The following is a 26,386-nucleotide window of genomic DNA, read 5'->3' as shown; positions in this document are numbered from 1 at the left end:
GACGGTATCTAATATCCTAACACGGAATGAACAACCAAAATGAGGTCCTCCAAACAAGAGCTTTCAGAATGAAGCTCAAGACCGGCTGCGATCAGGAATACAAAAATCGCCACGATGAGATCTGGCCAGAGGTTCTGTCCCTTATCGAGTATTCGGGAGTTATGGAATACTATATCTTCCTGGATGAAGAAACGCATCACCTTTTTGCTTTTCAAAAAAGGAAAAACGGATCTATTGCGCATAATCCGACTACTGACCCCATCATGCAACGTTGGTGGGACCATATGGCGGATATCATGGAAGTAAATCCCGACAACTCCCCTGTCGTAGTGCCATGCCAGGAAATGTTCAAGCTTTAAATGTGTTTTCACATTAAGCCGCTGTCACTTTGCACAGGTAGTACAACCATCCATCTCCCTGATTAACCGCCGTGGAAAACTCCTAACTTTTAAAATAAAAATTCAAAAATGTTTGCATTACTGTTTTTGTGATTCTAACTTTGTCAAAGTTAACTTAGTGCGTTAAGTAAAATGATTAATAACACTACCCGCTGGCTTATCGTGATGCTTCTGTTCGTGGCCACCGGACTGAGTTTTCTGGACCGGCAAGTGCTCTCGATTGCCATAATAAAAATCCAGGAAGAGTTGTCGATCACTGATGTTGAGTACGGTATGGTCAACACCAGTTTTCTCATCAGCTACGCGGTGATGTTTACGCTGGGCGGTTGGCTGATCGATAAGGTGGGTGGGAAAACTGGACTGGCCCTTTCAGTTGGTGTATGGTCGATTGCCAATTGTCTGCATGGGTTGGTGGCCAACGTGACCCAGCTCATCGCTTTCCGGTTTCTGTTAGGGGTGGGCGAAGGCGGTTGTTTTCCAGGTGCTGCCAAAACCGTCTACGAGTGGTTCGATAAAAAGGAAAGGGCGATGGCCAATGGGATCGCTATCGGTGGTGCGGCCATTGGAGCAGTAATCGCGCCCCCGCTTACCATATGGCTCGCCGATTTATATGGCTGGCGTGGGGGATTCTTCATCCCGGGGGCCATTGGGCTGGTCTGGGTGGCGGTCTGGTTGCTGATTCCCTGGAAAAAGGAAAAAAGCCAAAAGATCGATAAAGTGATTCCGGCACCCTCTAAACCAAATGCTGTTCCTTTTGGCATGCTATTGAAAAACAAGGAAGTATGGGTCTTTATAGCCATCCGATTTTTGCTCGATCCGGTTTTCTATTTTTTGATGTTTTGGATTCCAAAGTACCTGAGTGAGGTGCGGAGCGTCTCCTTTGAGCGGATCGGCAATCTTTTCTGGATTCCTTTCCTTGCCCTCGGCGTGGCCAACATCATCGGTGGCTGGCTTTCGGACCGACTAATCAAACACAATTTTTCAATTGATAAGGCCCGGAAATCCATTATGGGTGTGGCGGCAGCGCTGACACTGGTGGCTCCCATGATCGAATGGGTGGACAGCGTGGAAGTGGCCATTGCCCTTATGTCGGTTTTTATGTTTGCCCACGGTTTCTGGATCACCAATTACATCACGGCCATATCCGACATGTTCGGTCAAAGGGCCACCTCGTCCGTGGTGGGGCTGAGCGGAACAGCCGGAGCCGTGGCGGGCTTGTTGCTCAACCCGCTGATGGGGCTGATTATCCAAAATTACTCCTACCGTCCCCTCTGGATCGCTTCCGGGATGCTATATCCGCTTGCCTTCCTATTGCTGATTCTGGCTATCCCCAGGATAAAAGCCATATACGGGGAAGAATCTCTGGTTGTAGAACCTATCGCGCTTAAATAAGCGGCGGCATTTACAGAAAGGAATGGTATGTATCATTCTGACTTAGTGCGTTAACTATCCAATTAAAGCTTTATACATGAATCTTAACAAGGCAGCAGACACTCTTCTCGACAACCACGTCGTCACCCTCCGCCACCGCCAACGCAGCCGCCCCCGTATTGGCGTCTTTGGCGTGGGATATTTTAAATATTGGGATCAGTTTGACGGGCTGCTCGATGATTTGATGGAGAAGCAGAAAGTATTTAAAGAAATATTAAACCAGGCGGGCGATGTGGAGCTGATTGACTTTGGCCTGGTGGACGATGCGAGTAAGGCCTACGCGCTGGTGCCGAAACTTAAAGCCGCCAACCTCGATCTGATCTTCTGCGATATGCTCACCTACGCCACTTCCAGCACATTCGGCATTATCATCAAAAGCATCGATACCCCGATCGTTTTGGTAGCGCTACAACCGGATAAGGCCCTGGATTACGAAAATGCGTCCACCTACCTGCAGCTGTACAACGACGACATTTGCTCGTTGCCGGAGTTCGCCGGGGTGGCGGTCAGGATGGGAAAAAAGATCCCGGAAATCATCATCGGCACGCTGCACGATGATCCCTCAGCCGAGGCCGAAATTGAGGAATACTGCCGGATCGCAACCGTACTGCACGACCTGAAAACGGCCCGCATCGGTCATATCGGCCACCCGATCGAGTCCATGCTGGATATGCATTCCGACTCGACCATGCTCACCGCCCATTTCAGCCCGCATGTTGTGCAGTGCGAAGCCCACGAAATCGTGTCGAAATTCCGCTTGGCTTCGGATGAGGAGATACGAACGGTAAAAGACCGTATTCTGGATTTCTTCGATACTCCTGACCCGGTTTCCGATCCTATTTCAGAAAAGCTTAAGGACGCGGATCTGCACATTGCTGCTCAGGTAACGGTAGCGCTGGAAAAATTTGTCGAGGAAAAGAATTTGGACGGGCTGGCCTACTACTACGATGGCGAAGACGGAAGCGACACCCGGGTGGTGATGTCCAACCTGATTGTGGGCAATTCGCTGCTGACAGGAGCAGGTTTTCCCATGTGCGGGGAGTCGGATCTCAAGACCTGTGTTGCCATGCTTATCATGGAGCGGTTGGGGATTGGAGGCAGCTTTGCCGAATTCCATCCTGTAGATTTCAAAGAGGGTTTTGTGCTGGTGGGACACGACGGCCCCCACAACATAGCCATTGCAGAAGGGCGCCCTGTACTGCGGAGTCTCAAAAAATACCACGGAAAGCCGGGCTTCGGCGCCGGAGTGGAATTCCAGATCAAGGAAGGTCCCATCACCATGCTTAGCATCAGCTCTACCTACGATGGAAAATTTAAATTCGTATTGGCCGAGGGAGAATCGCTGAAAGGCCCCATTCCCCCTACCGGCAACACCAACACCCGGGGGTTTTTCAAGCCTGATGTCCGCACTTTCCTGAAGCGCTGGATGAAGGAAGGCCCCACCCACCACTTTGCCCTGGGAATCGGGCATCACGCCGCCACCATCCAGAAGATTGCCGGTTACTTAAACATCGACTCAGTGATCGTCAGTCAGGCATAGAGCGAATACTTCCTTATACCTCTAACCAATCAATTTCAAATAATTTATTCCTAAACCCTATACCTATGGTACATATTTTCAAACATCGATTTGGGACACTGCTCATGTGCTTCGTGTTGAGCATGGCCTCCTCACTCCAAGAGCTCAGCGCTCAGTCGGCAGGAAAACAGCTGTTACGGGGCAAGGTTACTTCTTCCGAAGACGGGAGCCCATTGATTGGCGCAACGATTGCCGAAAAAGGCACAACGAACGGTACAACCACGGATGCCAACGGAAGCTTTCAACTGAATGTTTCGCCCCAGGCTACGGTGGTGGTGAGCTTTATCGGCTATATCTATCAGGAAGTCACCGTAAATAACCGGAGTATGCTCGATGTTGCCTTAGCGGCAGATATGCAGCAACTCAATGATGTGGTGGTGGTAGGCTACGGGACCCAGCGGCGGAAGGATTTAACGGGATCGATCACCAAAATTTCCAGCGAGCAGCTGAACCAACCCTCCGCCGGCAGCTTTGACCAGATGCTGCAGGGAAAGGCCCCCGGCGTGCAAGTCAGTCAGACGACTGGAGCTCCGGGTGGAAACGTAAATATTTTGATTAGGGGAGTGAGTTCAATCACGGGAGGCAACCAGCCGCTCTACGTTATCGATGGCTTTGCGATCGGTTCGGGAGGAGGAGGATCCGACATGAGCAACTATGGTTCCAACAGCTTCTCTTCGGCCGGCATGGCCAGTAACACGGGGAACCGGATCAACCCACTCGCCTCGATCAATCCCTCGGACATCGAATCCATCGAAATTTTGAAAGATGCCTCGGCAACCGCCATTTATGGCTCACGCGGAGCCAATGGAGTAGTGATTATCACCACCAAGCGCGGATCTTTTGGTAAGTCGCAGATCAGTGTAGATGCATCCTATGGTTTTCAAGAGGTTGCAAACAAGCTGGATATGCTCAACGCCAGGCAGTATGCCGAGTACGTGGCCGATGGTCGTGATAATGCCTGGGTCTATGCCGGTGGTAAACTCACCGATCCCAATGAAAAAAGATCCGCAGCGACCCGGGTTCGTCCCGAATTCAGGAATCCGGAATCCATTACCACCGATACGGATTGGCAGGATGTCCTTTTCAGAACGGCCCCGGTCCGGAACATGCAGGTTTCCTCAACCGGGGGCAATGAAAAAGCCAAATACTTTATTTCGGGAGGTTATTTCAACCAAGAAGGGATAATCATTAACTCTGACTACACCCGATTCAACCTCCGGGTTAATCTGGACGCTCAGGTGAGCAAGCGGGTTAAAATTGGCACTTCCACTTATGGCTCCTACGGATTTGGCCGATTTGCCAATACCGAGTCCCATTACGGGCAGGGAGGCCTCATCAGCAATGCCCTCGCTGCTTCACCCACCATACCAGTTTATGACGCCGACGGAAATTATTACTTCGATCAGGCTGATGTCACGGACGGCCTTGGCTTTTTGGCCAATGTTTTGGCCGTGAGCAATGGCACGCAGGATAAGCGTAACGTGACGGATTTGGTGACCAATAATTTCGTGGAGGTAAGCCTGACCAACGAGTTGACTTTCCGAAGTTCCATTGGCGTGAATATAGGTTCGAGTAACGTCCGGCTATGGCGTTCTTCGGCCGTACCCAACTTTACTTCGTTAAACTACCCGGCATCTGCCGGTACAGCCAAAACCGAATCGCTGACCTGGCTTAATGAAAACACCCTGACCTACAGCCGCGTGTTCAACAACAAGCACTTCGTGAATGGCCTGGTCGGTTTTACGGCACAGAAAAGCCGTATCGATCGTACAACCGCAGGAGCCTCGGATTTTCCCACTGAATACGTACCCTATATCTCAGCCGGAATCGTCAATGCCGGTTCCCAGGTTGTCAGCGAATGGGCGCTCCTATCTGCGATGGCGCGGGTCAATTATTCCTACGCGGGGAAATACCTGCTTACCGCCACCATTCGTCAGGATGGTAGTTCCCGATTCGGAGCAAACAACCGCTGGGGAGCTTTCCCTTCCTTTTCCGTGGGCTATAACCTGGCTGAGGAAGATTTCATGAAGGACGTACGCATCGTGAGTAACTTAAAACTCCGGGCTAGCTACGGTATATCAGGCAATAACCAGATCGGCAACTACACGCACATCGGCCTGCTGTCCCCTACCCGTTACGTGCAGAACAATACGCTTAGTCCCGGCTTGATTCCCAACACCCTGTCCAATGATAATCTGACCTGGGAAAAATCAAAACAAACCAATCTGGGCCTGGACCTGGGTTTGTTCAGGGACCGGGTTTCGATCACGGCTGATGTCTACAAAGACCTTAAAACCGATTTGCTCCTGGCTGTTCAGCTGCCGGCGGCTTCCGGGTTCAATAGTTCTACCCAAAATATTGGGGATATTGAGAACAAAGGGTTTGAATTGGGGATTCAGAGCACGAACCTTCGCACGAAACGATTCGAATGGGGCACGAACTTCACCTTCAGTCATAACCGCAACAAGGTGCTGAAGCTCGCTACCGAAGGGGGACGGATTTCCAACTCCAGCTACCAGATTACGGAAGTCGGATCGCCAATTTCCAGTTTTTACCTGATAAACAAACTGGGGGTGTTCATGAACAGCGCCGAATTGGACGGAGCCGCCCTCCAGCATCCCAGAACCCAGGCCGGAGATCTGAAATTTGAGGATGTAAACGGCGATGGGGTAATAAACCAAAGCGACCGTAAAATTGTCGGAACGCCCTGGCCCGATTTTACCTGGGGCCTGGACAATAATTTCACCCTCGGGGATTTCAGTCTCAATGTAAGCCTGGTGGGGTCACAGGGCGCCTATACGTATATTGACGCAGGTGCAGCTCTTCTGGGAGCCACCGCCGTGCAGAATAATCTGGCGCTCACTGACCGGCGGTGGCGGTCGGAAGCCGACCCTGGCGATGGAATCATGCCCCGGGCTATCCGCAGCAACTACGCACTGGGCTTCGGTACTTCTTCCCATTTCCTGTTTGAGAATTCGTTCACCAGAATCAGGAATATCAAGCTGGCCTACAATCTGCCGAACGGAGTACTGACCCGGCTCGGCCTGAATAACATGAATGTGTACGCCAACATTGCCAACGTGTTTACTTTCACCAACTATCCGGGCTATGATCCCGAATCGAGCACTTCCGGCGATAACGTAGTCAATGCCGGCATCGACTACCTGAACTATCCGCTGCCCCGTACCTACACATTAGGAATCAAAACCACATTTTAAAAGTTACAGCAATGAAAAAACATATCATTTACATCTTCATGGGCGTCACGCTGGGTTCCTGCACGGATTTCCTTACCCTGCAGCCAGAATACCTGGTCAACGAGATTTCCTTCTATAAAAACGCCAAGGATTTTGAAACCGCCCTGGTGGGAAACTACGCCGGACTTCAGACCCTCTATGACACGGATCTCATTGATCTTGGGGATCTGACCACCGACAACGCCGAAATACGCTGGACTTCTCCCACAACCGCGGAGACTGAAATGGATGAAATGAGCCCTACGGCGGCAAACTCCTTCCTGAACACCATATGGAATACCTGTTTTGAAACTATCGCCCGCAGCAACAATATTATATCCCGACTGGATGCTGCCGGCCTTACTGAAGCCCAGAAAAACCAGTTCAGGGGGGAATCCCTCTTTTTAAGGGGCCTCAGCTACTTTTACTTGGTACGCCTGTTCGGCAATATCCCCATCGTCGATGTGGCATTCAGAAGTCCGGATGAGATCGCGGACTTTGACATGACCCGAAGATCTACTGATGACGTTTATAAACTGATTATCAATGACCTGACCGAGTCCGCTACCCTGTTGAACGGGATAACCCTCAGCAGCAAGTCACAGGCGTCCACCGGGGCTGCCAAGACCCTGCTTGGCAAAGTGTACCTGACCACCCGGCAGTTTGACCAAGCTAAAACCATATTGAAGGAAGTAATCGATTCGAAAGTTTACTCGCTGAACTCCGACTATAAGAAACTTTTCACCAACGGAAATGACGAGTTGCAGGAGTCTATTTTTGAGATCAAATACCTGTCAGGAAATCTCGGGGAGGGAAATAGGTTTTCCGGCCAGTTTACGCCGGCTCGTTTCGACATGGCCATTTTCCCCAACAATATGCAGGGGTCAGGTCGGATACTTCCTACCCGCCCAATGGCAGACGCCTACGAATCCGGTGATTTGCGGCGGAAGGCTTCGATCGGTGACTCTGTACGTCTGGTCACCGGGAAGTACGAAAAAGAGCTGTATGGTCTGAAGTTTGTGGATTTCACCACGGGAGTTCAGGGGGATGGCGGGATAAACTTTACAGTCCTGCGATATGCCGACGTGCTGTTGATGTACGCCGAAGCACTCAATGAAACGGGCAATACCACCGAAGCACTTACTTACATCAACCTGGTGAGGAGCCGTGCGGGTCTGACTCCCTTGGCCGGGCTTTCCAAGGCAGATTTTGCCCTGGCCATGGAAAAAGAACGAAGGGTGGAGTTTTTTCTGGAAGGGCACCGCTGGTTTGATCTGGTTCGTACGGGCCGCGCCCAAACCGTCCTGAACGCATACTTCAAGGATGCCGGATTGAGCTTCACCGTGGCAGAGCATGAATTGATTATGCCCATTCCACTGAGAGAAATCAATATTAATCCTAACCTGGGTCAGAATCCGGGCTATTAAATATATTAGCCGTGGGTCGAATGATCGGTTCGCGGCTCATTCATCCCTAAATCAGCGTGTAATGATTCGCACTTCAAGAGAAACGCTTTACTACCTCGTCATACTATTCCTGATGGCTATCCCAAACGGCAGCAGCGCCCAAGCGCAGCTTTCGACAGTCCGGGGAAAGTCGTTCAATAGCATCACGCTGGAAGCTTCTCTGAAACCCTTTAAAAAGAATGACCAAGCCTATATTCGGGACGTGGCTAAGGAAATGTTCACGCAGTGGCAATCGCTGCTCCGACATGCCGATACAGTATCGGTGATGCTGTGGACCGGGGATGGCTCCGAAATACTGGATTACAAGGGCGCCCCGGGCCAGCCGCTGGAATGGGCCAGGTACTTGGGTAATCCAAATACGCAACACGAGGTGGGCTCCGGCCCCGAGGAGCTTTCCATTCATGAACGGGCCTACCTCTATATGGAAAATCCCCCGGTGTTTACATACGGCGATCTGGCGTTTATCATTAAAACGTTAAAAGAGGAAGGAAAAAAAGTAACGGGTAAGCCCATTCTGGTTGGGGCGACATTCGACCCCGGTCCCGAATTTGCCAAATCGGAATTCAAGTACGTAAAGCATCCCGAAATTCTGGGTGGCAACGCCATGGGTCACAAAAGCTTTGTGAGTTGCTACTCGGTGCTCAACGCCGACCAGGAAGCCTATGCGGGATTTCCGAAGGGTATCCCGGAGAATACTCCCTTTGGTACCTTTTTCGGTCGGCAAAGCCAGCATTTCCTGAAAGATCTGGGCTACGACTATATCTGGTTAAGCAATGGATTTGGGTTTGGGGCGGAGGGCTGGTCGGCTACCGGAGCTACCTTTAACGGTAAGGAATTTCATCAGGAAAAACTGGCCGGACTTACCGCAAAAATCAATGAATTCTGGCAATTATTCCGAAAAGAATGCCCGAAATTCCAGATCCAGACGCGTGGTACCAATTTGTCGGTGGGAGCTGATCTGGCCCGCGACGCAGTCAATCTGAAACAGATTTACGAAGGAGGATACAACATGTTGCCTCCCCCCAACTCGCCCTGGGCCGCGCTGGACGGGGATTTTGGTCTGGAAATGGTAGGATACATGTCGCGAATGGCCGAGTTGCCCGACAACCGGTTTCTGTTTCGGTATTACACCCATGATCCCTGGTGGCTCAACAGCCCCTGGCTGGATCGCTACGGTCGGGAGCCTCACGACATCTACCTCCCGATGTCCGTTAGCCGGATCGATAAAAACGGTAAAATCGGGATCCCCACCCACCTCGACTTCCTGACCATCGATAATTCGCTGGGCGAAATGCCGACCCAGGTACCCGACGAGGTAACGCCCCATATTCTCAAAGCCCGCTATGATGCGCCCACCGCGCCCGGTCCGCTGGTGTGGGTATATCCGTTTGATGAGTACCATCAGTGGGCCTACAATTCGAAAGATCGTTTACCGGAAGTTTATTACGGCGACTGGTACGTTCGACAGGCCATCAACAATGGCCTTCCCCTGAATACCGTCATCTCGACTACCTCATTTCAATCGGTTATTGCCAAAAATCCGGGTTACTTCAATGAATCTACCTTACTCACTATTGCTCCCGATGCGGGTTCTTCGCTGGAAAAAGCATTAATCGGTTTTGTGGAAAAAGGGGGCAGGCTCATCATTTTTGGCCCCACGGATCATTCCAGCCCGGCTTTTCTGGATTTCCTAAATCAGAAAAACGAGTCACCCCTGGAAGGAGAATTCAACATCAAATCCAGCCTTGGGTCGGATGCTCTGGAAAAAGAATCTCCTGCCCTCATCAACCACAGATCGCTATTTAGCGGCGGAGGTTTTCGTACTGTTTTGAAGAACAGAAACGAGGCCGGCACCAAGCTGCTGGCGCAGGTCGAACAGTCTGGCAAAAGCCGGGATGCGGTTTGGGTACGTTCCAAACCGGAGTGGCGGGGAGGAAAGGTAGCCTACCTGCGGGGTACCAACGCCAGCAGTTTTACCGGAGGACGTCTGCTGACACCCGACGATCCGGAAGAGTGGTTTATCGCCCCCTTACAGCTGCGGTATGTTTTGCCGGAATTCGGGATCAGTCATTTCGTGGAAAAACAGGATCCATCCATTAAAAATCCCGTTATAACCATATCCAGAAGCAACAACGCCTTCATATTTTCGGGCTACAACCCCAACAGTACCGTCAGGCAACACTTCCGGTTTCCGCAGGGAGCTCCCCTGCTTCTGGGCCTGGAAACAAAGCTAAATGCCGGGCAGTCAAGCTATACGATGCCTACGGCCTGGAACCGGGAATGCCGGGTATTTGTGGAGCAGAACCAAGGTATCGTTTCGTTCAAGGAGCAACATTCGGGGCAGAAAGGAGTAACGAAACGGTACAGCGTCGGCGGCTTAAAAAATGCCACGGTGCGGATCTATGCAGAAGAAGGCATTACCCGTGATCAGTTCCATGCGTACATGAATTCTTCCTACCCCTGGAAAACCGGACAGGTCACTTTTAAGCAGGGAGATGAAAAAATGGGGAATCACTTCGTGGTGGAAAACGTGACTGGTACCCTCGTCGTGTCCTGGTGATCTTACTACGCACTCTTTGCTTACCTGTACTCCCACTCTACCCGAAATTGACATGAAAAAAAGCATAATAATGATGGTTTGTGCAGTAGCCATACCTACCCTTTTAACTAGCTGCGACACGCGAAGTGCTTCCCACACCTCCGAAAAACCCAACATCCTGATCATCCTGACGGACCAACAAACAAATGATTGTCTGAGTCTATTAGGAAATCCGAACCTGCACACGCCCTACCTGGATTCGCTGGCCCGACGGGGCGTGTACTTTACCGAATCCTACTGCACTTCTCCGGTATGCGGCCCTTCACGCAGCAGCCTGCTAACGGGCCGGATGCCCCACGAAACCGGGGTAATATGGAACTCGACCAACATTGATGATTCAGTGCCTACCATCGGACGGTTATTTGCCAATGCTGGTTATAATACTGCTTACGCCGGAAAGTGGCATTTGCCCGAAGGATATCCGGCTCAAAAAAGCCGAGATTCCATCGCTGGTTTCAAGGTGATACCTTTCCAATCGCTCGATTCGTCCTGGGACAAAGGAGCGGAAACGGACGGCCCCATCGCCGATGCCGCCGTCAAGTACCTCAACGATTACGAGGAGGACAAACCCTTCTTGCTGACCGTTTCGCTACACAATCCGCACGATATTTGCTACGTGCCGCGCGAGCCGGATGCCTACGCTAAGTACTCAGAAATTGACGCACCGCTGCCGCCCTTACCCGCCAATTTTAATCCGGCCATGAAGGAGCCAGAGTTTTTGGAACAGAAGCGCCTGATGGATCATTACGGCGATGAACTGCTCAAAACGAAGGATTACACCGAGGCCGACTGGCAGGCTTACCTCTACCACTACTACCGATTTGCCGAAATGGTGGACGCCGAAATCGGGAAAATCTGGAACGCCCTGCGGGCCAAAGGGCTGGACGAAAACACCATCATCGCTTTTTCCAGTGATCACGGTGACGGGGCGGCCTCGCATCGTTGGGCAGCCAAACTGAGTTTGTACGAGGAGGTAGTCAAAGTACCTTTCGGCATCAGTTGGCCGGGACGAATTGCCGTCGGGCGCGTGGACCGTAAACAGTTAATATCTGGGGCCGATTTAGTCCCTACCCTTTGCGAATACGCAGGGGTTACGGCAGCTACCGGTTTTACCGGAAAAAGTCTGAAAAAAGTACTGGATCATCCCGAAGAGACGCATCGGGCCGCGCTGGTAGTTCAACTGGAAGATGACAAACTGGATACGACCCGTCACGCCCGACTCGTCCGCGATGGGCGTTTCAAATACAACCTGTACAACAAAGGGGCTCGGAATGAGCAGCTTTTTGACCTGCTAACCGATCCCGGAGAAACAAAAAATCTGGCCTACGAAACCACGTACCAACCCGTCAAGGCCCGGCTGAAAAAGAACCTGAATGAATGGATGATTGAGAACAAGGATAACATCCCGCTACCTTGAAACGTACATCCACGCTTGCCTAAAAATCCCAACTCATTATGAAACACCCTTGCTTAAAAATAGGCTTACTTATGGCCGTGGTACTAGGTAGTTTGTCAATGGTCAATGCCCAGAACCCAGGAGCACTTGAACAGGGCTTCAAAAACCCCGCCGGAACAGCCCGGGCCAAAGTATACTGGTGGTGGCTCAACGGCCATACCGACACAACCCTTCTAAAAAAGGAACTCCAGAGTATCAAAAAGGCCGGACTGGGCGGTGTAGATATTTTTGAAATTGGTTTTCGGTTAGATGGGATTCTCGCCGGACCGGCCTTTATGGGCGACGAATCTTTGAAAACCATCACCACGGCGATCAAAGAAGCCACCAAACTTGATCTGGAAGTGGGGCTGAACCTGGCCAGTAGCTGGAACGCCGGGGGTAGCTGGGTTATGCCCGAGTATGCCGCCAAATCAATTTACGTTTCAAAGATCCAGGTTGATCAGTCGGCTCGTCCAGGGTTGAAGGTACCTTTTCCGGAAATCCCGAAAAAGGATAGTAGAGGCAAGGAGCTTCTCATTCAGTTTGGCCCGGACGGCAAACCCGTGTATCGTAAGGAAATTGCCGTGTTGGCTATTCCGGTCCGCGCAAAAAACCAGCACCTGGACACCGCCCGAATTATCGATGTCAGCCGATACTTTGACACTGAAACCGAAACGCTCAACTGGAAGATTCCGATGGGTAATTGGGAAATACACCGCTATGTGTGTTCGAACTCGGGCGATCCGCTACTGGTACCGAGCCCCAATTCGGTGGGACCCATCATCGATCACTTCGACTCCACGGCCACCGAAATGCACTTCATGTATTTTATCAACCGGCTGCAGCCGGTGTTGGGGGATTTCAGAAAAACCGCTTTAAAAAACCTGTATCTCGCTAGTTTCGAAGCAAAAAACGCCCTGTGGACCCCTACCCTGGCGGATGAATTCAGAAGGCAGAATGGCTACGAGATCGCCAAGTTCTTACCCTATATTTTTGACAAAGAGGCTTTTGATCCCACCACCACCACTCGCTTCCGGCAGGATCTGAACCGGACGATTTCGGAGTTGATGATCAACAATCACTACCGGAAGGGAAAAGAAATTGCCAATCGCTACGGACTAAATCTGATTTCCGAATCGGGCGGACCGGGACCGCCGCTGCACAATGTACCCGTAGAGGCGATCAAAGCACTGGGTTCGCTGGATGTACCTCGGGGCGAATTCTGGATCAACAACGAAAGGCTCGATGAAACCCGGGATAGCGTCGATCTGCTGATGCTGGTCAAAGAAATTTCGGCCGCTTCGCACCTCTACCAGCGCAAAATCACAGAGCTGGAGGCATTTACCAGTTTCCAGAACTGGCAGGAAGGCCCCGGCGACATGCGGCCCGTGGGCGACCGGGCCTTCTGCGAAGGAATGAGCCGCGTGGTTGTTCACGGCTTTACCCATAATCCGACGAATGAAGGCTTCCCCGGCAATGTATACCATGCCGGTACCCATTTCAACGTAAAAACTACCTGGTGGTCGAAGGTGAAGCCTTTCAACGATTACCTCGCACGGGTATCGTACATTCTTCAAAGTACTGATTTCACCGCCGACGTGCTTTACTACTACGGAAATAAGGTGCCTAATTTCGGCACACCCAAAAATTCCCGCTTTGCGGTAGGTACCGGGTACGACTATGAGATCATCAACACCGAAAAACTCATGGAACTCCGCGTCGAGAACGGAATGCTCGTCTTGCCTTACGGAGCGAAGTTCAAGGTACTGGCCCTTGACGAAATCATAGGTGACGACCCGCATTTAATGAAGAAGCTGGGGGAATTGGCATTAGCCGGGGCCACGATCACCGGGCCTAAACCCGCTAACGTTTGGGGTGAAAGCCAGAGGTTAGCGAGCCAGCTTTGGAATGGAGCCGGAAAGTACTCCGGTCAGAAGGGTGGGATTTTTACTGTGCCTGCTTTGGAAATTTTGCAAAAAATGAATGTCGAACCCGATTTCGACTATCCAGACAAAGGGTCTCCACGGCTCGACTACATGAAAGAGAGCAAGCCGCTGTTGGATTTTATCCATCATAAAGGTGCCAGCCGGGATTTTTATTTCATCCGCAACACCAGTGATAAGACGGTGGCCCGCCTATGTTCCTTCCGGCAAGCCAACAAAGTACCTGAACTTTGGGATGCTGTGACGGGTGAGATTATTCCGATACCTGTTTTCAGACAGAATGGCGACCACCTGGAAGTACCCCTCACCTTCGGACCGCACGGATCATTCTTTGTGGTATTCCAACCAGGTGAACGAAAGGCGGTGTATCAGACAGTAACTTCTCAAACGACGCATCCCCCACTTTTTGAATATACGACCAACGGACTACGGTTTCTGGATAATGGTAAGTATAAATTGACTGGTAAGGCCAAAACCAGAGAAGTAAAAAACGATATTCAAACCAAAACAATTGAAGGAGCCTGGAACATCCGTTTTGGCAAAAATTGGGGCGCTCCCGAAACAGCTACCTTCCCGGCGCTCATCTCGTGGACCGAATCACCGGTTAAAGGAATCGCTTACTACTCCGGCACCGGAACGTATGAGAAGCTTTTCACCTACGCCAAACCAGTCAAGCAAACCGGTCGCATATTCCTGGATTTGGGAAAGGTTGGGAAAGTAGCCGAAGTATGGCTGAACGATAAACCACTGGGAATTACCTGGACCGCCCCCTACCGCTATGATGTAACGGATGCGATCCAGCCAGGGGAAAACTCCCTGCGGATTGAGGTCATCAACACTTGGGCCAACCGGATCATCGGTGATATTAGGGAGAAAGAAAACTACACCCAAACCAACCTCAAAGTACGAGCCTCAAAGCAATACCTATGGTCCGAAGCTCCTTTAATAGAATCCGGGCTGATGGGGCCTGTTACGCTGCAGACGCTGCGATCATTTGACTAGCCGCCAGGGAGGGCCGTTGCTAACCTATTCATAATGTCCCTAATCCTGAAACCCCGTAAGAACATGAAATTTGTTAACAGCCTCGTTTTGATCAGCCTTTTGCTGGTAGTTTCCTGCCGGGTGCAGCAGAATGACACTTCCACGCTGGCGGATCTGAAGGCAGGCTTTAACAACCCGCCAATGTCAGCGCGCCCGAAGGTTTACTGGTGGTGGCTCAACGGGCATGTCGATACCCTTCGACTCAAAGAAGAACTGCGGGCTATTAAGAATGCCGGATTAGGGGGCGTGGAAATATTCGAAATAGGATTGAAAGCCGAAAGCGACCCTAATGACGTTATTCCGGCGGGTCCGGCATTCATGGGCGAAGAATCACTGGATGCCATCCAACTGGCCATTGAAGAAGCGGGCAGGCTGGGGCTGGCGGTAGGCATGAGTCTGGCCAGTAGCTGGAATGCCGGAGGCAGTTGGGTGAAACCGCAGTACGCTGCCAAAACCCTGTATTTTTCCAAAACCAGCCTCGCGGATGACTTTTCCGGAAAAATCAGTTTGCCTTTTCCATCCATAACGTCCGGGGTCAATGGAAAACCCCGTGATATTGAGTACGATGCTACTGGCCGCCCGGCCTACCGGGAGGAGGTAGCCGTGATTGCCATACCGGCTGGTGCCACTAATCTGATGGATACCACGTCAATTCTTAACCTGTCGAAGTACTTCGATGCGAAGTCGGAAACCCTCACCTGGAAAGCTCCCGCTGGAAAGTGGGATGTATACCGTTATGTTTGTTCTAATTCAGGGGAGCAGCTAAAACGGCCCACTCCCAAATCGGTCGGGCCCATTATCGACCATTTTGATTCAACGGCCACCGAAATGCACTTACAGTACTTTGTCGATCGCCTGCAACCTCGGCTGGGCGATTTGAGCAAGAGTGCTCTTAAATATCTCTACCTGGCCAGTTACGAAGCCAAGGAATTTACCTGGACCCCATCCCTCCCCGCCACATTCCAGAAATTGCACGGCTACGACGTTTACAAATTTATCCCGGCCATTTATAATCCCGAGCTATTCGCCAGCCAAACATACGAGGGCTTCAACGAAGATTTCAAGAAAACTTTTTCGGAACTAATGATCAACAATCACTACCGAAAGTCTAAGGAGATTTGCAATCGGTACGGTCTGAAAATCATTTCCGAATCGGGCGGGCCGGGACACATGCATCACATCCCGGTCGAAACGCTGAAATCGCTGGGTTCGCTGGACATTCCCCGTGGTGAGTTTTGGTATAAGCGCCCTTATTACGATAAAGATAGTGTGGATATGGTATGGCTCGTGAAGGAAATCGCCGCGGCCTCCCACATCTATAAGCGGGGCATGGTGGAAGAAGAATCTTTTACCAGCTACTTGGACTGGCAGGAAAGCCCGGCTGACTTAAAGACTTTTGCCGATCGTGCATTCTGTGAAGGGATGAGCCGTTTGGTAATTCATGGGTTCCCGCACAATCCGCAAGGCTTCGGGTACCCGGGTATTGCCTATTTTGCTGGTACGCATTACAACGACCGCCGTGTCTGGTGGCCCAAAGTCAAGCCCTTCAACGAGTATCTGAGTCGTATTTCCTATATCCTGCAAAGCACCGATTTCGTGGCGGATGTACTGTACTACTATGGCGACAAAGTACCGAATCTGGTACCTCCCAAGAATACTAGATTCAAAGTCGGACCGGGATATGATTATGAGATTGTAAATACGGAGATTCTCCTGAAAGACCTGACCGTGGAGGATGGCCAACTGGTGCTTCCCGGCGTGGGGCGCTACAAGGTACTGGCCCTCAGAAACGAACCGGAAATGAACCCGGATGCCCTTGTAAAACTGAAAGCTTTGGCCGAGCAGGGCGCCATCATCGTGGGTAGTAAACCGGAACGTTCGGCGGGGCTGAATCGCCAACCCCAAGCGTCTTCCAGGGTGGCCAGTATGGGAAATCTGGTTTGGACATCCAAGAAGTTTGATCCCGAAGCCAGAGAAAAGGGGAAAATCTACGCGAACACCCAGCCCATTGAAGTACTCGAAGCATTGAAAGTTTCTCCTGATTTCAGCTATCAACAGCAACAAGCCAACGGCCTGGATTATATTCATTATGCCAAAGCGGGTACGATTTTTATCTGATCCGGAATACTACGGATAGAAACTTATCCCAAAATTGCCGCTTTCGGCAACAGGGCAAGAAGCCCCAGATATGGAATCCTGAATCGGGAGAAATTATTCCTGTTTCTATTTACGATGAGGCAGAGGGTGGGACCACCATTCCTCTGACTCTTCCTCCCTACGGCTCCTATTTTATAGTATTTACGACCGATGCGCCCGTCGCCCACTACCAATCTTTGGTCGGCGCAACTGGCCATATCCCGGCCATTCACTATACTACCGAGGGTTTTTATTCCACGGATGCTCAGGCCATCGAAGTAAAATCAGGCACAGGTACTCTGAAATCATCTCCGCCCACCGGCACCATCACGCTATCGGGTGACTGGGACCTTACCTTTCCGCCTAAATGGGGTGCACCCGAAAAGGTCACCATCCCCAAGCTGATCTCCTGGACCGAATCAGCGGATAAGGGCATTTGGTATTTCTCCGGAATCGCATCTTACCAAAAGAGTTTTGAATACACAAAGGCTGCTTCCGGAAATCGAATCTACCTGGATTTGGGGGAGCTGGCAGAGGTAGCTGAAGTGTGGGTGAATGATGCGCCGCTGGGTATCACTTGGACAAAGCCGCATCGGTTCGATATCACGAAACACCTACGGGGAGGGGGGAATAGGCTGAGAATAGAAGTTGCCAATACCTGGTCGAACCGCCTGACCGGAGACGCGCTGACTGGAGAAAAATTCACGAACACGAACATTGTAAAAGCCAACAAGAATCTGACGCCCTGGGGAGAGGTACCTCTAAAAAATTCCGGGCTTCTAGGACCCGTTACTATTTCTACCGTCAAACCAACCAAACCATGAACCGCCTAGTCTGGGTGTTAGGTACTTTGTTTCTCCTTGGCCGTTCTGCATTTGCTCAAGATGCGCAAACGGCAGATCGGAAGGAATATTTATCGGATATCAAGCAGGAGTTGAAAAAAGTCTGGCCCAAAAACCGAACGATCAATATCGTCTTTCACGGCCACTCCGTTCCGGCGGGTTTCTGGCACGATCATGAGGTGCATACCTTGGAGTCGTATCCACACTTAGTGTTGAAAAAGTTGAAAGAGCAGTATCCCTACGCGGTAATCAATGTGATTGTCACCGCCATCGGCGGCGAAAACGCTCAGAAAGGGAATGAGCGCATGGAGAAGGAAGTATTGGTACACCGACCCGATGTACTTTTGATTGACTACGCGCTCAATGACCGTGCTCTTGGGCTAGAGAAGGCGAAAGTAGCCTGGCAGGATATGATCCGAAAAGCGCAGGCGCAGGATATCAAGGTGATCTTGCTCACCCCCTCACCCGACCAGCGGGTGGACATTGCCCAAGCTGGCAACCCCCTGGAACAACACGCCCAACAAATCCGGCGACTGGCGGAGAAATACCACATCGGGCTGGCTGATCCATTTACAGAATTCGAGGAAATAGCCAAAGCCGGGATGATAAAGGAGTACATGTCACACGTCAATCACCCTAATTTGGCCGGCCATCAACTCATAGCCGAGGCCATTTCGGCTTGGTTTGTCGAAAAGTAAGGGAAGGAATCTATCAGCTTTCGGGATCGGTGTTGTGATATTCAGGATTGGCCACGATGGCAAACTTGTATTTGTCTCCGCGGTAGTATGATCTTTCAAGTTCAACTACCTTTCCGTTGGCGCACACCACTGCACTATCCAAAATAAATACCGGAGTGGCCTGCTTTAGATCGAAATTATTATCCTTTGATTCGGGATGGGTGATATCGGCACTGAGCGTTTGTTTCACTTCTTCGATTTTTAGCCGATAAGTAGTTTCATACGCTTTGAAGTAGGATATTTCGGTCGGTTTTTTGTGGATATTCGGACAGAGTTTTAAAGAAACATACTTGATTTCGTCCTTAATGATTTCCTCGTCCGCATACCGGAGTTGGTGGATTTTCAGAACCGGGCCATCGATAATAAAATGCTTGCCGCCGATTTCCGTAGATATTCCGTCAGGTAAGATCGCTTTCTCCAATACCAGGTCTTTTGGTCTGAACCCCTCCGCGATCAGGCTATCGTGAAATCCCCTTCTCGTCGCCATAATCGAACCCAGGGTCCGCACCAGGTGGTGGTCGGGCGTGCGATTCAGGACAAAGGTGCCTTTCCCTTTGATTCTTTTGGCCCAGCCCTTGGATTCGATATCCAACAAACTTTTGCGCGCGGTGGTGTTACTCACCCGGTATTGCTTGATCAGTTCGTTTTCAGAAGGTATTTGGTCGCCCGGTTGATACTCACCGGACTTAATCTTTTCGATGATGCCCTCGCTGATGACAATAAATTTAGGTTTAGTCATCACAGAATGAATTTGTTCATTCCGCAATATAAGAATTAAGCACTTTTGGGCGGCAACGGATCATCAACTTCTATGTCAACCAGACAAAAGTGGAATATTTTTGTAAAGCCAAACACAGCCTGCCGTCAGGAATAACGCTTTTGTTAAGCCAGGCTATTAAACAGTGTTTTCGGCGCAGCGATAGTATGCTGATGAATCGGACCGTCTCAAAATACTATTGATGATGTAGACATCATCGTTAACTTATCGATTTTTACAAGTCGCATCACAACAAAATTTTCAATCTCTTAGTCCGTGGATAAATCGCGATCTGTTTCCCTATAAACAAATGCGCTGGAACATCTGTGGAGTCACAGGCCAGGGATTTGGACTTTCCGAACTGTTGAATTGCCTATAAAGCTTTAATAAATAAACTCTGCTTAAGGTGGTAAAGGATCGGGACCATGGTAACACAGTGTTGAAGCTCCTTCTAACCCGCTGTGCTAAAAGGAGGAGGACTTGGGAAAGTAATTCTTTAAAATTTGGTTGATGACTTTTCAGAGAATGCCAACACCACAACTGGAATGACTCCTCATTCTGAAATTCCGAACAACCCCAAAAGGGAGGTATATGCCGTCAGTTTTATTTTATTCTTGAAATTCCCTACTCAGTTTTTTCCCGTGAAGAACTCCTTTTACTTCAAATTAATCATTTTGCCCTTCCTTTGGGGCTTTTTGAGTTGCCAAAATGATCATCGCGAGAAGCGAAAGCCAGAAAAAGTTGTCGAAACACTGGCCGACCTCGGTGCCTTGCCGTTAGAAGTCATACATCCGGCTGACAATCCACCAAACGCGGAAAAAATCGCCTTGGGTCGACTCCTTTTTTACGATCCCATTCTATCGGGTAATAAAGACGTTGCCTGCGCCACCTGCCACCAGCCGGAGTTTAACTACGCCGAATTCATGGAAACCTCCATCGGGGTCAATGGCATGGGGAACGGTAGCAAGCGACATTTTTTAATCCCAAACGACATTCCCTTCACCAAACGCAACTCGCAAAGTGTGTTGAATACGGCCTTCAATGGCATTAAGAATCATGAACCCTACCGCGCCGAATCGGCCCCGATGTTTTGGGATCTGCGTGCCAAAGGCCTGGAAGAACAAGCCCTGCTACCCATCGCGACCCTGGAAGAAATGCGTGGCAACAGTGTGACCGAAGAAAATATTCTGGCCGAAGTGGTGGAAAGGATTAGAAATATTCCCGAGTATTATCAACGTTTTGCAGCGGTGTTTGCCGGAGACCCAAATCCCGTCAACGAAAAAAACCTTGGAAAAGCCATTGCCTCCTATGAACGTACCCTCATTGCAACCAACTCACGCTTCGATCAATATATGCGCGGCGATAGCAACGCGCTTTCATTAAGCGAAAAAGATGGACTCAGGTTATTTCTAAAAACGGGATGCGCCAAATGCCACAATGGCCCCATGCTCTCTGATTATAAGTTGCATACGCTTGGCGTTCCCGATTCTAAAAATCGGGAAGATTCAGATGCCGGAATCAATGGCGCCTATGCCTTTCGGACCCCAAGTTTGCGCAATTTGCGCTATACAGCCCCTTATATGCACAGCGGCAGAATCGCCAATCTGGAACAGGTGCTGCAATTCTACGAGGATATTTCAGGGGGCAAAATCCCCAATCCTAAGGTGAAGCCGGAACAGATGGACACCCTTGCCACACAAATGAATGTCAACTTTAAAGACATTTCCCGCATCGTGCAATTTTTGAACACGCTGAATGACGACGATTTTGACAAGAGCGTCCCCGAGCGTGTCCCCAGCGGCCTCAAGGTGAAGGGTAACGTCGAGTGAGTGCAGGCAAAATCAAATTATATTTTATTAGAATGGCATGCGAAAATTTGCCGGGTTGTCAGGTTTCTCATCTTGAAATCTTGGTCAGAATGGGTCGATTGATGAACGACCCAAGCATTGGTTTCCTCGCAATGTAACCCTAATGTTATTTTGAAAATCTTCCGGGATGATATTCCATCATATAGTACGGGCAATAAATTCTTCAATAACATGAGAAGGATTTATTTGAGATGATCCGGTTTATGGGCACAGTGAACTTGCTTAACTTAGCATGTTTATGCATGAAAAGAAAAAACGTAGAAAGTACGACGGTGCCTTTAAAGCGAAGCCGGGCGCCCGGAGGCGTGCTATGGATGACGTAAGTACGAACTAGGCCAAAAATCATGGAGCGAAAGGGTAATGAGCAGATAATAGAAGGGAGTAAATTTGTGAAACTCATCAGATTTGGAAGAAATCAACAAGCGGCAGCCTGGACACCACTACATTAGAATGAGCGGAAAAAAATTGGATTTCCCTGATATTCCGCCTCTCTGATTGATTTCTTATATACCCTTATCAATCTCTGTATATATGAACAACTCGACTTCCTCTTTTATGAAAGCGTAGATAGTGAATTATCGCAAGATCAGGGCGTGGAATGTCTCCCTATTATAAACCAAGTCACGATTTTCGGTATAGATTCTTTTTTAGAATTTTATTTCTGAGAACACGAGATCAGGTTTCGGGGTGTATTGCTTTTGTTGGTTGAAGAGTGAACCACTGAAGTGTTGAAAGACTAGCTTCGCACTCAGCAAAAACCCACTAAGATTAAGTCCCATCAAGTGGAGCCATAAATTTCTTCCATAGGATTCATTGAACTCGATTTCCATATAAACTCCAATACTCATACCTTGGGCCCATGCCCAACAGGCTGAAAAGTCAAGAGGTCGTCGCTAAGATAGATAGGGTTTGGAAAATAGGTATTCGAGTAAAATGGATTTGAAGGTGTTCTGAACAAGGAAAGTGTCATTCGTTTATTTCGAATCATAGAAGTCAGTCGTCAATAGTTCAGGAGAGTAATCCTGCGCAAAATGACCGTCTATTCAGTCCATCCTCTGCTGACAAAATTGAAGCTTTTTCCCAATTTGGTCTTTGGGTTGCGCATATACGTTCGTTTTGTCAACTAGTATCCATGCAGAAATGACGGCTTCGAAGGAGAGCAAAACACCATTCTGAATTTAGACGCTACCAGTTCGTATATCGCTATGCAAAAAAAAATTTGAATATTGGGACGCAAAAAAAGCGATTCTCCTCCTTGGATGTATTGCCTCTGTTGTGAAACAATGTAATATTGGAAGAGACGTATGAGAGGAACATAGGCTCAAATAAGTCAAATGAGGTGGTCCTGTTTAGCCGGACACTTGTGATTGAGAGTTATTGGTGAAATTAGCTTTATGATACTGGTTTTCAAAATTGATAGGCGACAGATACCCCAAAGAGGAGTAGGGTCGTCGAATGTTGTAATAACCCTCGATATAGTTAAACAATTCGTCGTGAGCATCTTGCAGGCTTTCGAAGCAGCCATCTTCAAGTAATTCTGCTTTTAAACGACCTCAAAAAGACTCAGCATGAGCATTCTGGTAGGGGTTCTCTTTTTCAGCCATACTTTGCCGGTAAGCCCATTTAGTAAGCCGTCTTTTAAACGTCTTTCCAAAATACTGTCCACCCTGGTCGGAATGGATAATCAAGCCAGGCTGTGGGCGACGTAAGGTAATGGCCTGGTCGAAAGCTCTGATAATCAGACTCTCCTCCATGTTTAAATCGACGCACCAGCCTATGGATCCGACGCGAGTACAAGTCTAACCAGCTGGCTAGGTAAGCCCAACCACCATCTACCAATAGCAAGTATGTAATGTCGCTTACCCAAGCTTGGTCGGGCCGACTCGGTTTGCCCAACGCAAGCAGCAGATTGGGACAAGCCCGCAGCCCGTGGGTTGAGTCAGTTGTTCGAGGCACAAAGCTGCGTGGCTGAATAGCTCGCCAGTTTTGCTGCTGCATCAGCCGCCTGATCCGATGACGCCCCACTTCGACACCTTCATCTTGGATTGCTTTCTGAATGCGTCGACTGCCATAGCGTCGGCGGTTTTCCCAGAAAACATCTTGAACCCTATCGGTCATTTCTTGCTTGACTGTGGATGGGTGGGAAATAACTCCCGCGCGGTACTGGTAATAGCTACTTTTTCTGACTTCAAGTACTTTACACAATAATCTGACCGGAAAATCAGCCTCTTGCTGCTTGATGAAAGCGTAGATCGGGCTTAGCTCATGCGGCTGAAAATGGCTAATGCTTTTTTTAAAATATCGCGTTTCATTTCCGTTTGGCAGTGCTGCCGACGCAACGTTTCGACTTCGTCTTCCAAAACCGTCGTTGACTTTCCGCCTCCGCCATCGGATCGGGTTTTTGTCTTTTTTTCAGCCGCACGCCAAGAGTGAATGATGCTGTCACTGATACCCATTTTCCGAGCTACGCCCAGAATAGATTCACCGTTGGCAACTAAGCGGAGCACGTCAGCTTTGAATTCGGGGGTGTACTTTCGGTTGGATGATGTTTTTTTTGCCATTTGACACGAAGTTAAGTAAGTTTCGTGTCCGGATTTTCAGGACCACCTCAAAATAGGATTTACGAATTGTTTTAGAACATTATGAAAGAAAATTCTCCGAAGGGAGTGAAAGAAATTGCTCGCCGCGCTAATGTGGCCATTGCAACTGTAGATCGCGTAATCCACAACCGCACCGGCGTTTCGGCCAAGACCCGTGAAAAAGTAAAAAAGGTAATTGCTGAATTGGATTATCAACCCAACCTCTTAGCAAGTCGGCTGGCCTCTGGCAAAATAATAACGTTGGCTGTGCTCATCCCTTCCGTTACCGATGAGACCGATTTTTGGGACGCTCCCCTGCGAGGGATTCAGCGGGCTGAGCAGGAAATCAGCCAGTATGGCGTGAAGGTGGAATCGTATTTTTTCAGCCTCAAAGATCCAAAATCTTTTACAGCCCAAACTACCAAAATTTTGAAAGCCGGTGTGGATGGAATAGTGCTTTCCCCTTCTTTTATAAGTGAAGCAGAAATTTTTGTGGCCAAGTGCAAAGAAAGAGAGATACCCTTTGTTTTCATCGATTCAAACCTGCCCGATCAGCCCAGTTTGTCCTACATCGGCCCCCCGTTATTTCAGAGCGGGTATCTTGCCGGAAGACTATGTACCTATTCCTTAAATGAAGGAAGCAAAGTTGTGCTTCTAAATATAACTAAAGCGCTGGACAGTTACACCTATAAACAGATTGAGAAGGGATTTAGGGCTTATTTCTCTGATCAAAAACATAGCCTAACAATTCTACGCGTGGATATCCACCAGACTGATTTCAAATCTGTGGCAAATCAGTTACAAACATTATTTGCAAAAAATCCTACAACTGCTGCCGTATTTGTTACGAACTCAAGGACATCGCTTGTTGCCCGGTACCTGGATGGCGCACCCTTCCCCAAAAAGCCAATTTTAGTTGGCTACGATTTAGTCAAAGACAACCGATCTTTCTTGGCAAAAGGAACCATTGATTTCTTGATTTGCCACCAGCCTGAAGATCAGGGATACCGGAGCGTCATGGCATTGTACCAATCCCTTGTTTTCTCTACAAAAATCAACAAAGAGTACTACATGCCGATAGATATTGTTACCAAAGAAAATCAGGCTTATTATCGAAATTAGCCCAGTTTCTTTATCCATTCTTCTAGAAAACCTCTGACAAAACAAATGTTTTAGTGAAAAATCCATTGTATTCCAATATTATTTTCTAAATTTACGGGTACGTACCCGGAACCATAATTCTTAAACAATACAGTATGGATAAATTGGCGCACAGTCGAAGATCATTCATTGAGAAGGCCGCAATTGGCAGTTTGAGTTTGGGATTATTTGCAAGCACCCGCATCCATGCCAACCCAATAATAGCGGAAGAAGGAAAGCGGGTTGGGATCATCGGACTGGACACGTCCCATAGCACGGCCTTTACTAAAGTTCTGAATGCCGAAAATCCGAAGCCAGAATATATGGGATACAAAGTAGTTACTGCATATCCTTACGGGAGTCGCGACATCGAAACCAGCGCCTCCCGGATTCCAGGCTATATAGAAGAAGTCAGGAAATACGGCGTTCAAATCGCCGATTCGATAGATGACTTATTAAAAAATGTGGATGTCGTCCTGCTGGAAACCAACGACGGACGTTTGCACCTTGAACAGGCCACTCAGGTACTCAAGGCTGGAAAAAGGGTGTTTATTGATAAGCCGATCGCCGCTTCACTGCAAGATGTGCTGGCTATTTTCCAGGCATCCAAGAAATATAAAATACCGCTTTTTTCTGCCTCATCGCTACGCTACACCAACGGAATCGTTGGCATCGACAAAAGTAAAGTGGTTGGCGCGGATACTTTCAGTCCGGCCAGCCTGGAAAAAACGCACCCTGACTTGTTCTGGTATGGCATTCACGCGGTCGAACCCCTCTTCACAGTTATGGGAACTGGCTGCCGGGAGGTCGTTCGCGTAACCACGCCGGGTACCGACATTGTGGTGGGAACCTGGAACGATGGCCGCGTGGGGACCATTCGCGGAACCCGGACGGGTAAGCATAATTACGGGGGTACAGTTTATACTCAGGAAGGAGAGGTTAACCTGGGACCTTACGCTGGTTATGAGCCCCTGCTGATTGAAATTATCAAGTACTTCGAGACGGGAAAGGTACCCGTGCAACCTGAGGAGACCATCGAAATGTTTGCCTTTATGGAAGCGGCCGACGAAAGCAAACGAAGAGGCGGCTCGGCTGTAAGTTTGGAAAGTGTTTTGGGTAAAGCCCAATGACCAGATGATGCAGAGGGCAACCGCTCTTTTTTTATACATTTCCGGGTACGTACCCGAAATTTGATCGAT

The 26,386-nt window shown here is 49.4% G+C and carries 17 protein-coding genes and 2 pseudogenes; 14 read left to right on the top strand and 5 right to left on the bottom strand.

From position 1 onward, the window contains the following. Positions 1-68 precede the first annotated feature (68 nt). The 11 genes from IE117_RS15595 to IE117_RS15545 all read left to right on the top strand — a co-directional run bounded on the left by IE117_RS15595 (position 69) and on the right by IE117_RS15545 (position 18,804). Positions 69-359: an L-rhamnose mutarotase gene (locus tag IE117_RS15595; protein WP_189565941.1), complete on the top strand. Its 291-nt coding sequence runs from the start codon at positions 69-71 to the stop codon at positions 357-359. A gap of 171 nt (positions 360-530) precedes the next feature. Next, on the top strand, positions 531-1,790 hold the full coding sequence (locus IE117_RS15590; RefSeq protein WP_189565428.1) for an MFS transporter: 1,260 nt from the start codon (positions 531-533) through the stop codon (positions 1,788-1,790). 76 nt (positions 1,791-1,866) lie between these two features. Next, complete coding sequence (locus IE117_RS15585; RefSeq protein WP_189565427.1) at positions 1,867-3,369, top strand: L-fucose/L-arabinose isomerase family protein; 1,503 nt, start codon at positions 1,867-1,869, stop codon at positions 3,367-3,369. Positions 3,370-3,434: 65 nt separating this feature from the next. Further along, positions 3,435-6,626, top strand: coding sequence for a SusC/RagA family TonB-linked outer membrane protein (locus IE117_RS15580; RefSeq protein WP_189565426.1), 3,192 nt, complete (start codon positions 3,435-3,437; stop codon positions 6,624-6,626). 11 nt (positions 6,627-6,637) lie between these two features. Beyond that, the gene (locus IE117_RS15575; RefSeq protein ID WP_189565425.1) at positions 6,638-8,071 is read left to right on the top strand and encodes a RagB/SusD family nutrient uptake outer membrane protein; all 1,434 of its coding nucleotides are present in this window, start codon (positions 6,638-6,640) and stop codon (positions 8,069-8,071) included. A gap of 61 nt (positions 8,072-8,132) precedes the next feature. Further along, the gene (locus tag IE117_RS15570; protein WP_229580989.1) at positions 8,133-10,670 is read left to right on the top strand and encodes a hypothetical protein; all 2,538 of its coding nucleotides are present in this window, start codon (positions 8,133-8,135) and stop codon (positions 10,668-10,670) included. Positions 10,671-10,722: 52 nt separating this feature from the next. Beyond that, positions 10,723-12,126, top strand: a complete 1,404-nt coding sequence (locus IE117_RS15565) for a sulfatase family protein (protein ID WP_189565424.1) — start codon at positions 10,723-10,725, stop codon at positions 12,124-12,126. A 38-nt stretch (positions 12,127-12,164) separates the two neighbouring features. Continuing rightward, complete coding sequence (locus tag IE117_RS15560; RefSeq protein ID WP_189565423.1) at positions 12,165-15,089, top strand: glycosyl hydrolase; 2,925 nt, start codon at positions 12,165-12,167, stop codon at positions 15,087-15,089. A 63-nt stretch (positions 15,090-15,152) separates the two neighbouring features. Next, positions 15,153-17,246, top strand: coding sequence for a glycosyl hydrolase (locus IE117_RS15555; protein WP_189565422.1), 2,094 nt, complete (start codon positions 15,153-15,155; stop codon positions 17,244-17,246). 215 nt (positions 17,247-17,461) lie between these two features. Beyond that, entirely contained in the window at positions 17,462-18,088 is a 627-nt protein-coding gene (locus IE117_RS15550; RefSeq protein WP_189565421.1) for a glycosylhydrolase-like jelly roll fold domain-containing protein, read from the top strand. Then, the gene (locus IE117_RS15545) at positions 18,085-18,804 is read left to right on the top strand and encodes an SGNH/GDSL hydrolase family protein (protein ID WP_189565420.1); all 720 of its coding nucleotides are present in this window, start codon (positions 18,085-18,087) and stop codon (positions 18,802-18,804) included. The genes IE117_RS15550 and IE117_RS15545 overlap by 4 nt, the downstream gene beginning before the upstream one ends. Before the next feature lie 13 nt (positions 18,805-18,817). Here IE117_RS15545 and IE117_RS15540 read toward each other — a convergent pair whose 3' ends face one another. Then, positions 18,818-19,582: a GntR family transcriptional regulator gene (locus IE117_RS15540; RefSeq protein WP_189565419.1), complete on the bottom strand. Its 765-nt coding sequence runs from the start codon at positions 19,580-19,582 to the stop codon at positions 18,818-18,820. Between the two features lie 692 nt (positions 19,583-20,274). On the opposite strand from IE117_RS15540, the gene IE117_RS15535 reads away from it, so the two are divergent. Beyond that, positions 20,275-21,429 (top strand): cytochrome-c peroxidase, encoded by a 1,155-nt coding sequence (locus IE117_RS15535; protein WP_229580987.1) that lies wholly within the window; start codon positions 20,275-20,277, stop codon positions 21,427-21,429. A gap of 1,388 nt (positions 21,430-22,817) precedes the next feature. Here the strand turns inward: IE117_RS15535 and IE117_RS26585 are convergent. From IE117_RS26585 to IE117_RS15520, 4 genes and pseudogenes are all read right to left on the bottom strand, one after another. Then, positions 22,818-23,009 (bottom strand): annotated as a pseudogene (locus IE117_RS26585) (IS3 family transposase); the annotation flags it as partial. Positions 23,010-23,021: 12 nt separating this feature from the next. Then, positions 23,022-23,246 carry a DDE-type integrase/transposase/recombinase gene (locus IE117_RS26580; protein WP_374757971.1) on the bottom strand — a complete coding sequence of 75 codons (225 nt, stop codon included), beginning with the start codon at positions 23,244-23,246 and terminating at the stop codon, positions 23,022-23,024. A gap of 193 nt (positions 23,247-23,439) precedes the next feature. Beyond that, positions 23,440-23,586 (bottom strand): annotated as a pseudogene (locus IE117_RS26575) (IS3 family transposase); the annotation flags it as partial. Positions 23,587-23,726: 140 nt separating this feature from the next. Next, positions 23,727-24,029: a transposase gene (locus IE117_RS15520; protein WP_189565416.1), complete on the bottom strand. Its 303-nt coding sequence runs from the start codon at positions 24,027-24,029 to the stop codon at positions 23,727-23,729. Positions 24,030-24,110: 81 nt separating this feature from the next. Between IE117_RS15520 and IE117_RS15515 the strand changes: the two genes are divergently transcribed. Then, on the top strand, positions 24,111-25,169 hold the full coding sequence (locus tag IE117_RS15515) for a LacI family DNA-binding transcriptional regulator (protein WP_229580985.1): 1,059 nt from the start codon (positions 24,111-24,113) through the stop codon (positions 25,167-25,169). A 134-nt stretch (positions 25,170-25,303) separates the two neighbouring features. After that, positions 25,304-26,317: a Gfo/Idh/MocA family protein gene (locus IE117_RS15510; protein ID WP_189565415.1), complete on the top strand. Its 1,014-nt coding sequence runs from the start codon at positions 25,304-25,306 to the stop codon at positions 26,315-26,317. Positions 26,318-26,386 lie beyond the last annotated feature (69 nt).

Origin of the sequence: Persicitalea jodogahamensis (assembly GCF_014651615.1) — a bacterium.
Classification (GTDB): domain Bacteria; phylum Bacteroidota; class Bacteroidia; order Cytophagales; family Spirosomataceae; genus Persicitalea; species Persicitalea jodogahamensis.
This window is presented reverse-complemented; position numbering and strand designations above follow the sequence as displayed.

Bases quoted from the DNA above. Each gene is read 5' to 3' on its own strand.
- IE117_RS15545 (WP_189565420.1), top strand. From the start codon at position 18,085: ATGAACCGCCTAGTCTGGGTGTTAGGTACTTTGTTTCTCCTTGGCCGT.
- IE117_RS15540 (WP_189565419.1), bottom strand. From the start codon at position 19,582: ATGACTAAACCTAAATTTATTGTCATCAGCGAGGGCATCATCGAAAAG.
- IE117_RS15585 (WP_189565427.1), top strand. From the start codon at position 1,867: ATGAATCTTAACAAGGCAGCAGACACTCTTCTCGACAACCACGTCGTC.
- IE117_RS15555 (WP_189565422.1), top strand. From the start codon at position 15,153: ATGAAATTTGTTAACAGCCTCGTTTTGATCAGCCTTTTGCTGGTAGTT.
- IE117_RS15595 (WP_189565941.1), top strand. From the start codon at position 69: ATGAAGCTCAAGACCGGCTGCGATCAGGAATACAAAAATCGCCACGAT.
- IE117_RS15510 (WP_189565415.1), top strand. From the start codon at position 25,304: ATGGATAAATTGGCGCACAGTCGAAGATCATTCATTGAGAAGGCCGCA.
- IE117_RS15580 (WP_189565426.1), top strand. From the start codon at position 3,435: ATGGTACATATTTTCAAACATCGATTTGGGACACTGCTCATGTGCTTC.
- IE117_RS15515 (WP_229580985.1), top strand. From the start codon at position 24,111: ATGAAAGAAAATTCTCCGAAGGGAGTGAAAGAAATTGCTCGCCGCGCT.
- IE117_RS15570 (WP_229580989.1), top strand. From the start codon at position 8,133: ATGATTCGCACTTCAAGAGAAACGCTTTACTACCTCGTCATACTATTC.
- IE117_RS15520 (WP_189565416.1), bottom strand. From the start codon at position 24,029: ATGGCAAAAAAAACATCATCCAACCGAAAGTACACCCCCGAATTCAAA.
- IE117_RS15575 (WP_189565425.1), top strand. From the start codon at position 6,638: ATGAAAAAACATATCATTTACATCTTCATGGGCGTCACGCTGGGTTCC.
- IE117_RS15565 (WP_189565424.1), top strand. From the start codon at position 10,723: ATGAAAAAAAGCATAATAATGATGGTTTGTGCAGTAGCCATACCTACC.
- IE117_RS15590 (WP_189565428.1), top strand. From the start codon at position 531: ATGATTAATAACACTACCCGCTGGCTTATCGTGATGCTTCTGTTCGTG.
- IE117_RS15560 (WP_189565423.1), top strand. From the start codon at position 12,165: ATGAAACACCCTTGCTTAAAAATAGGCTTACTTATGGCCGTGGTACTA.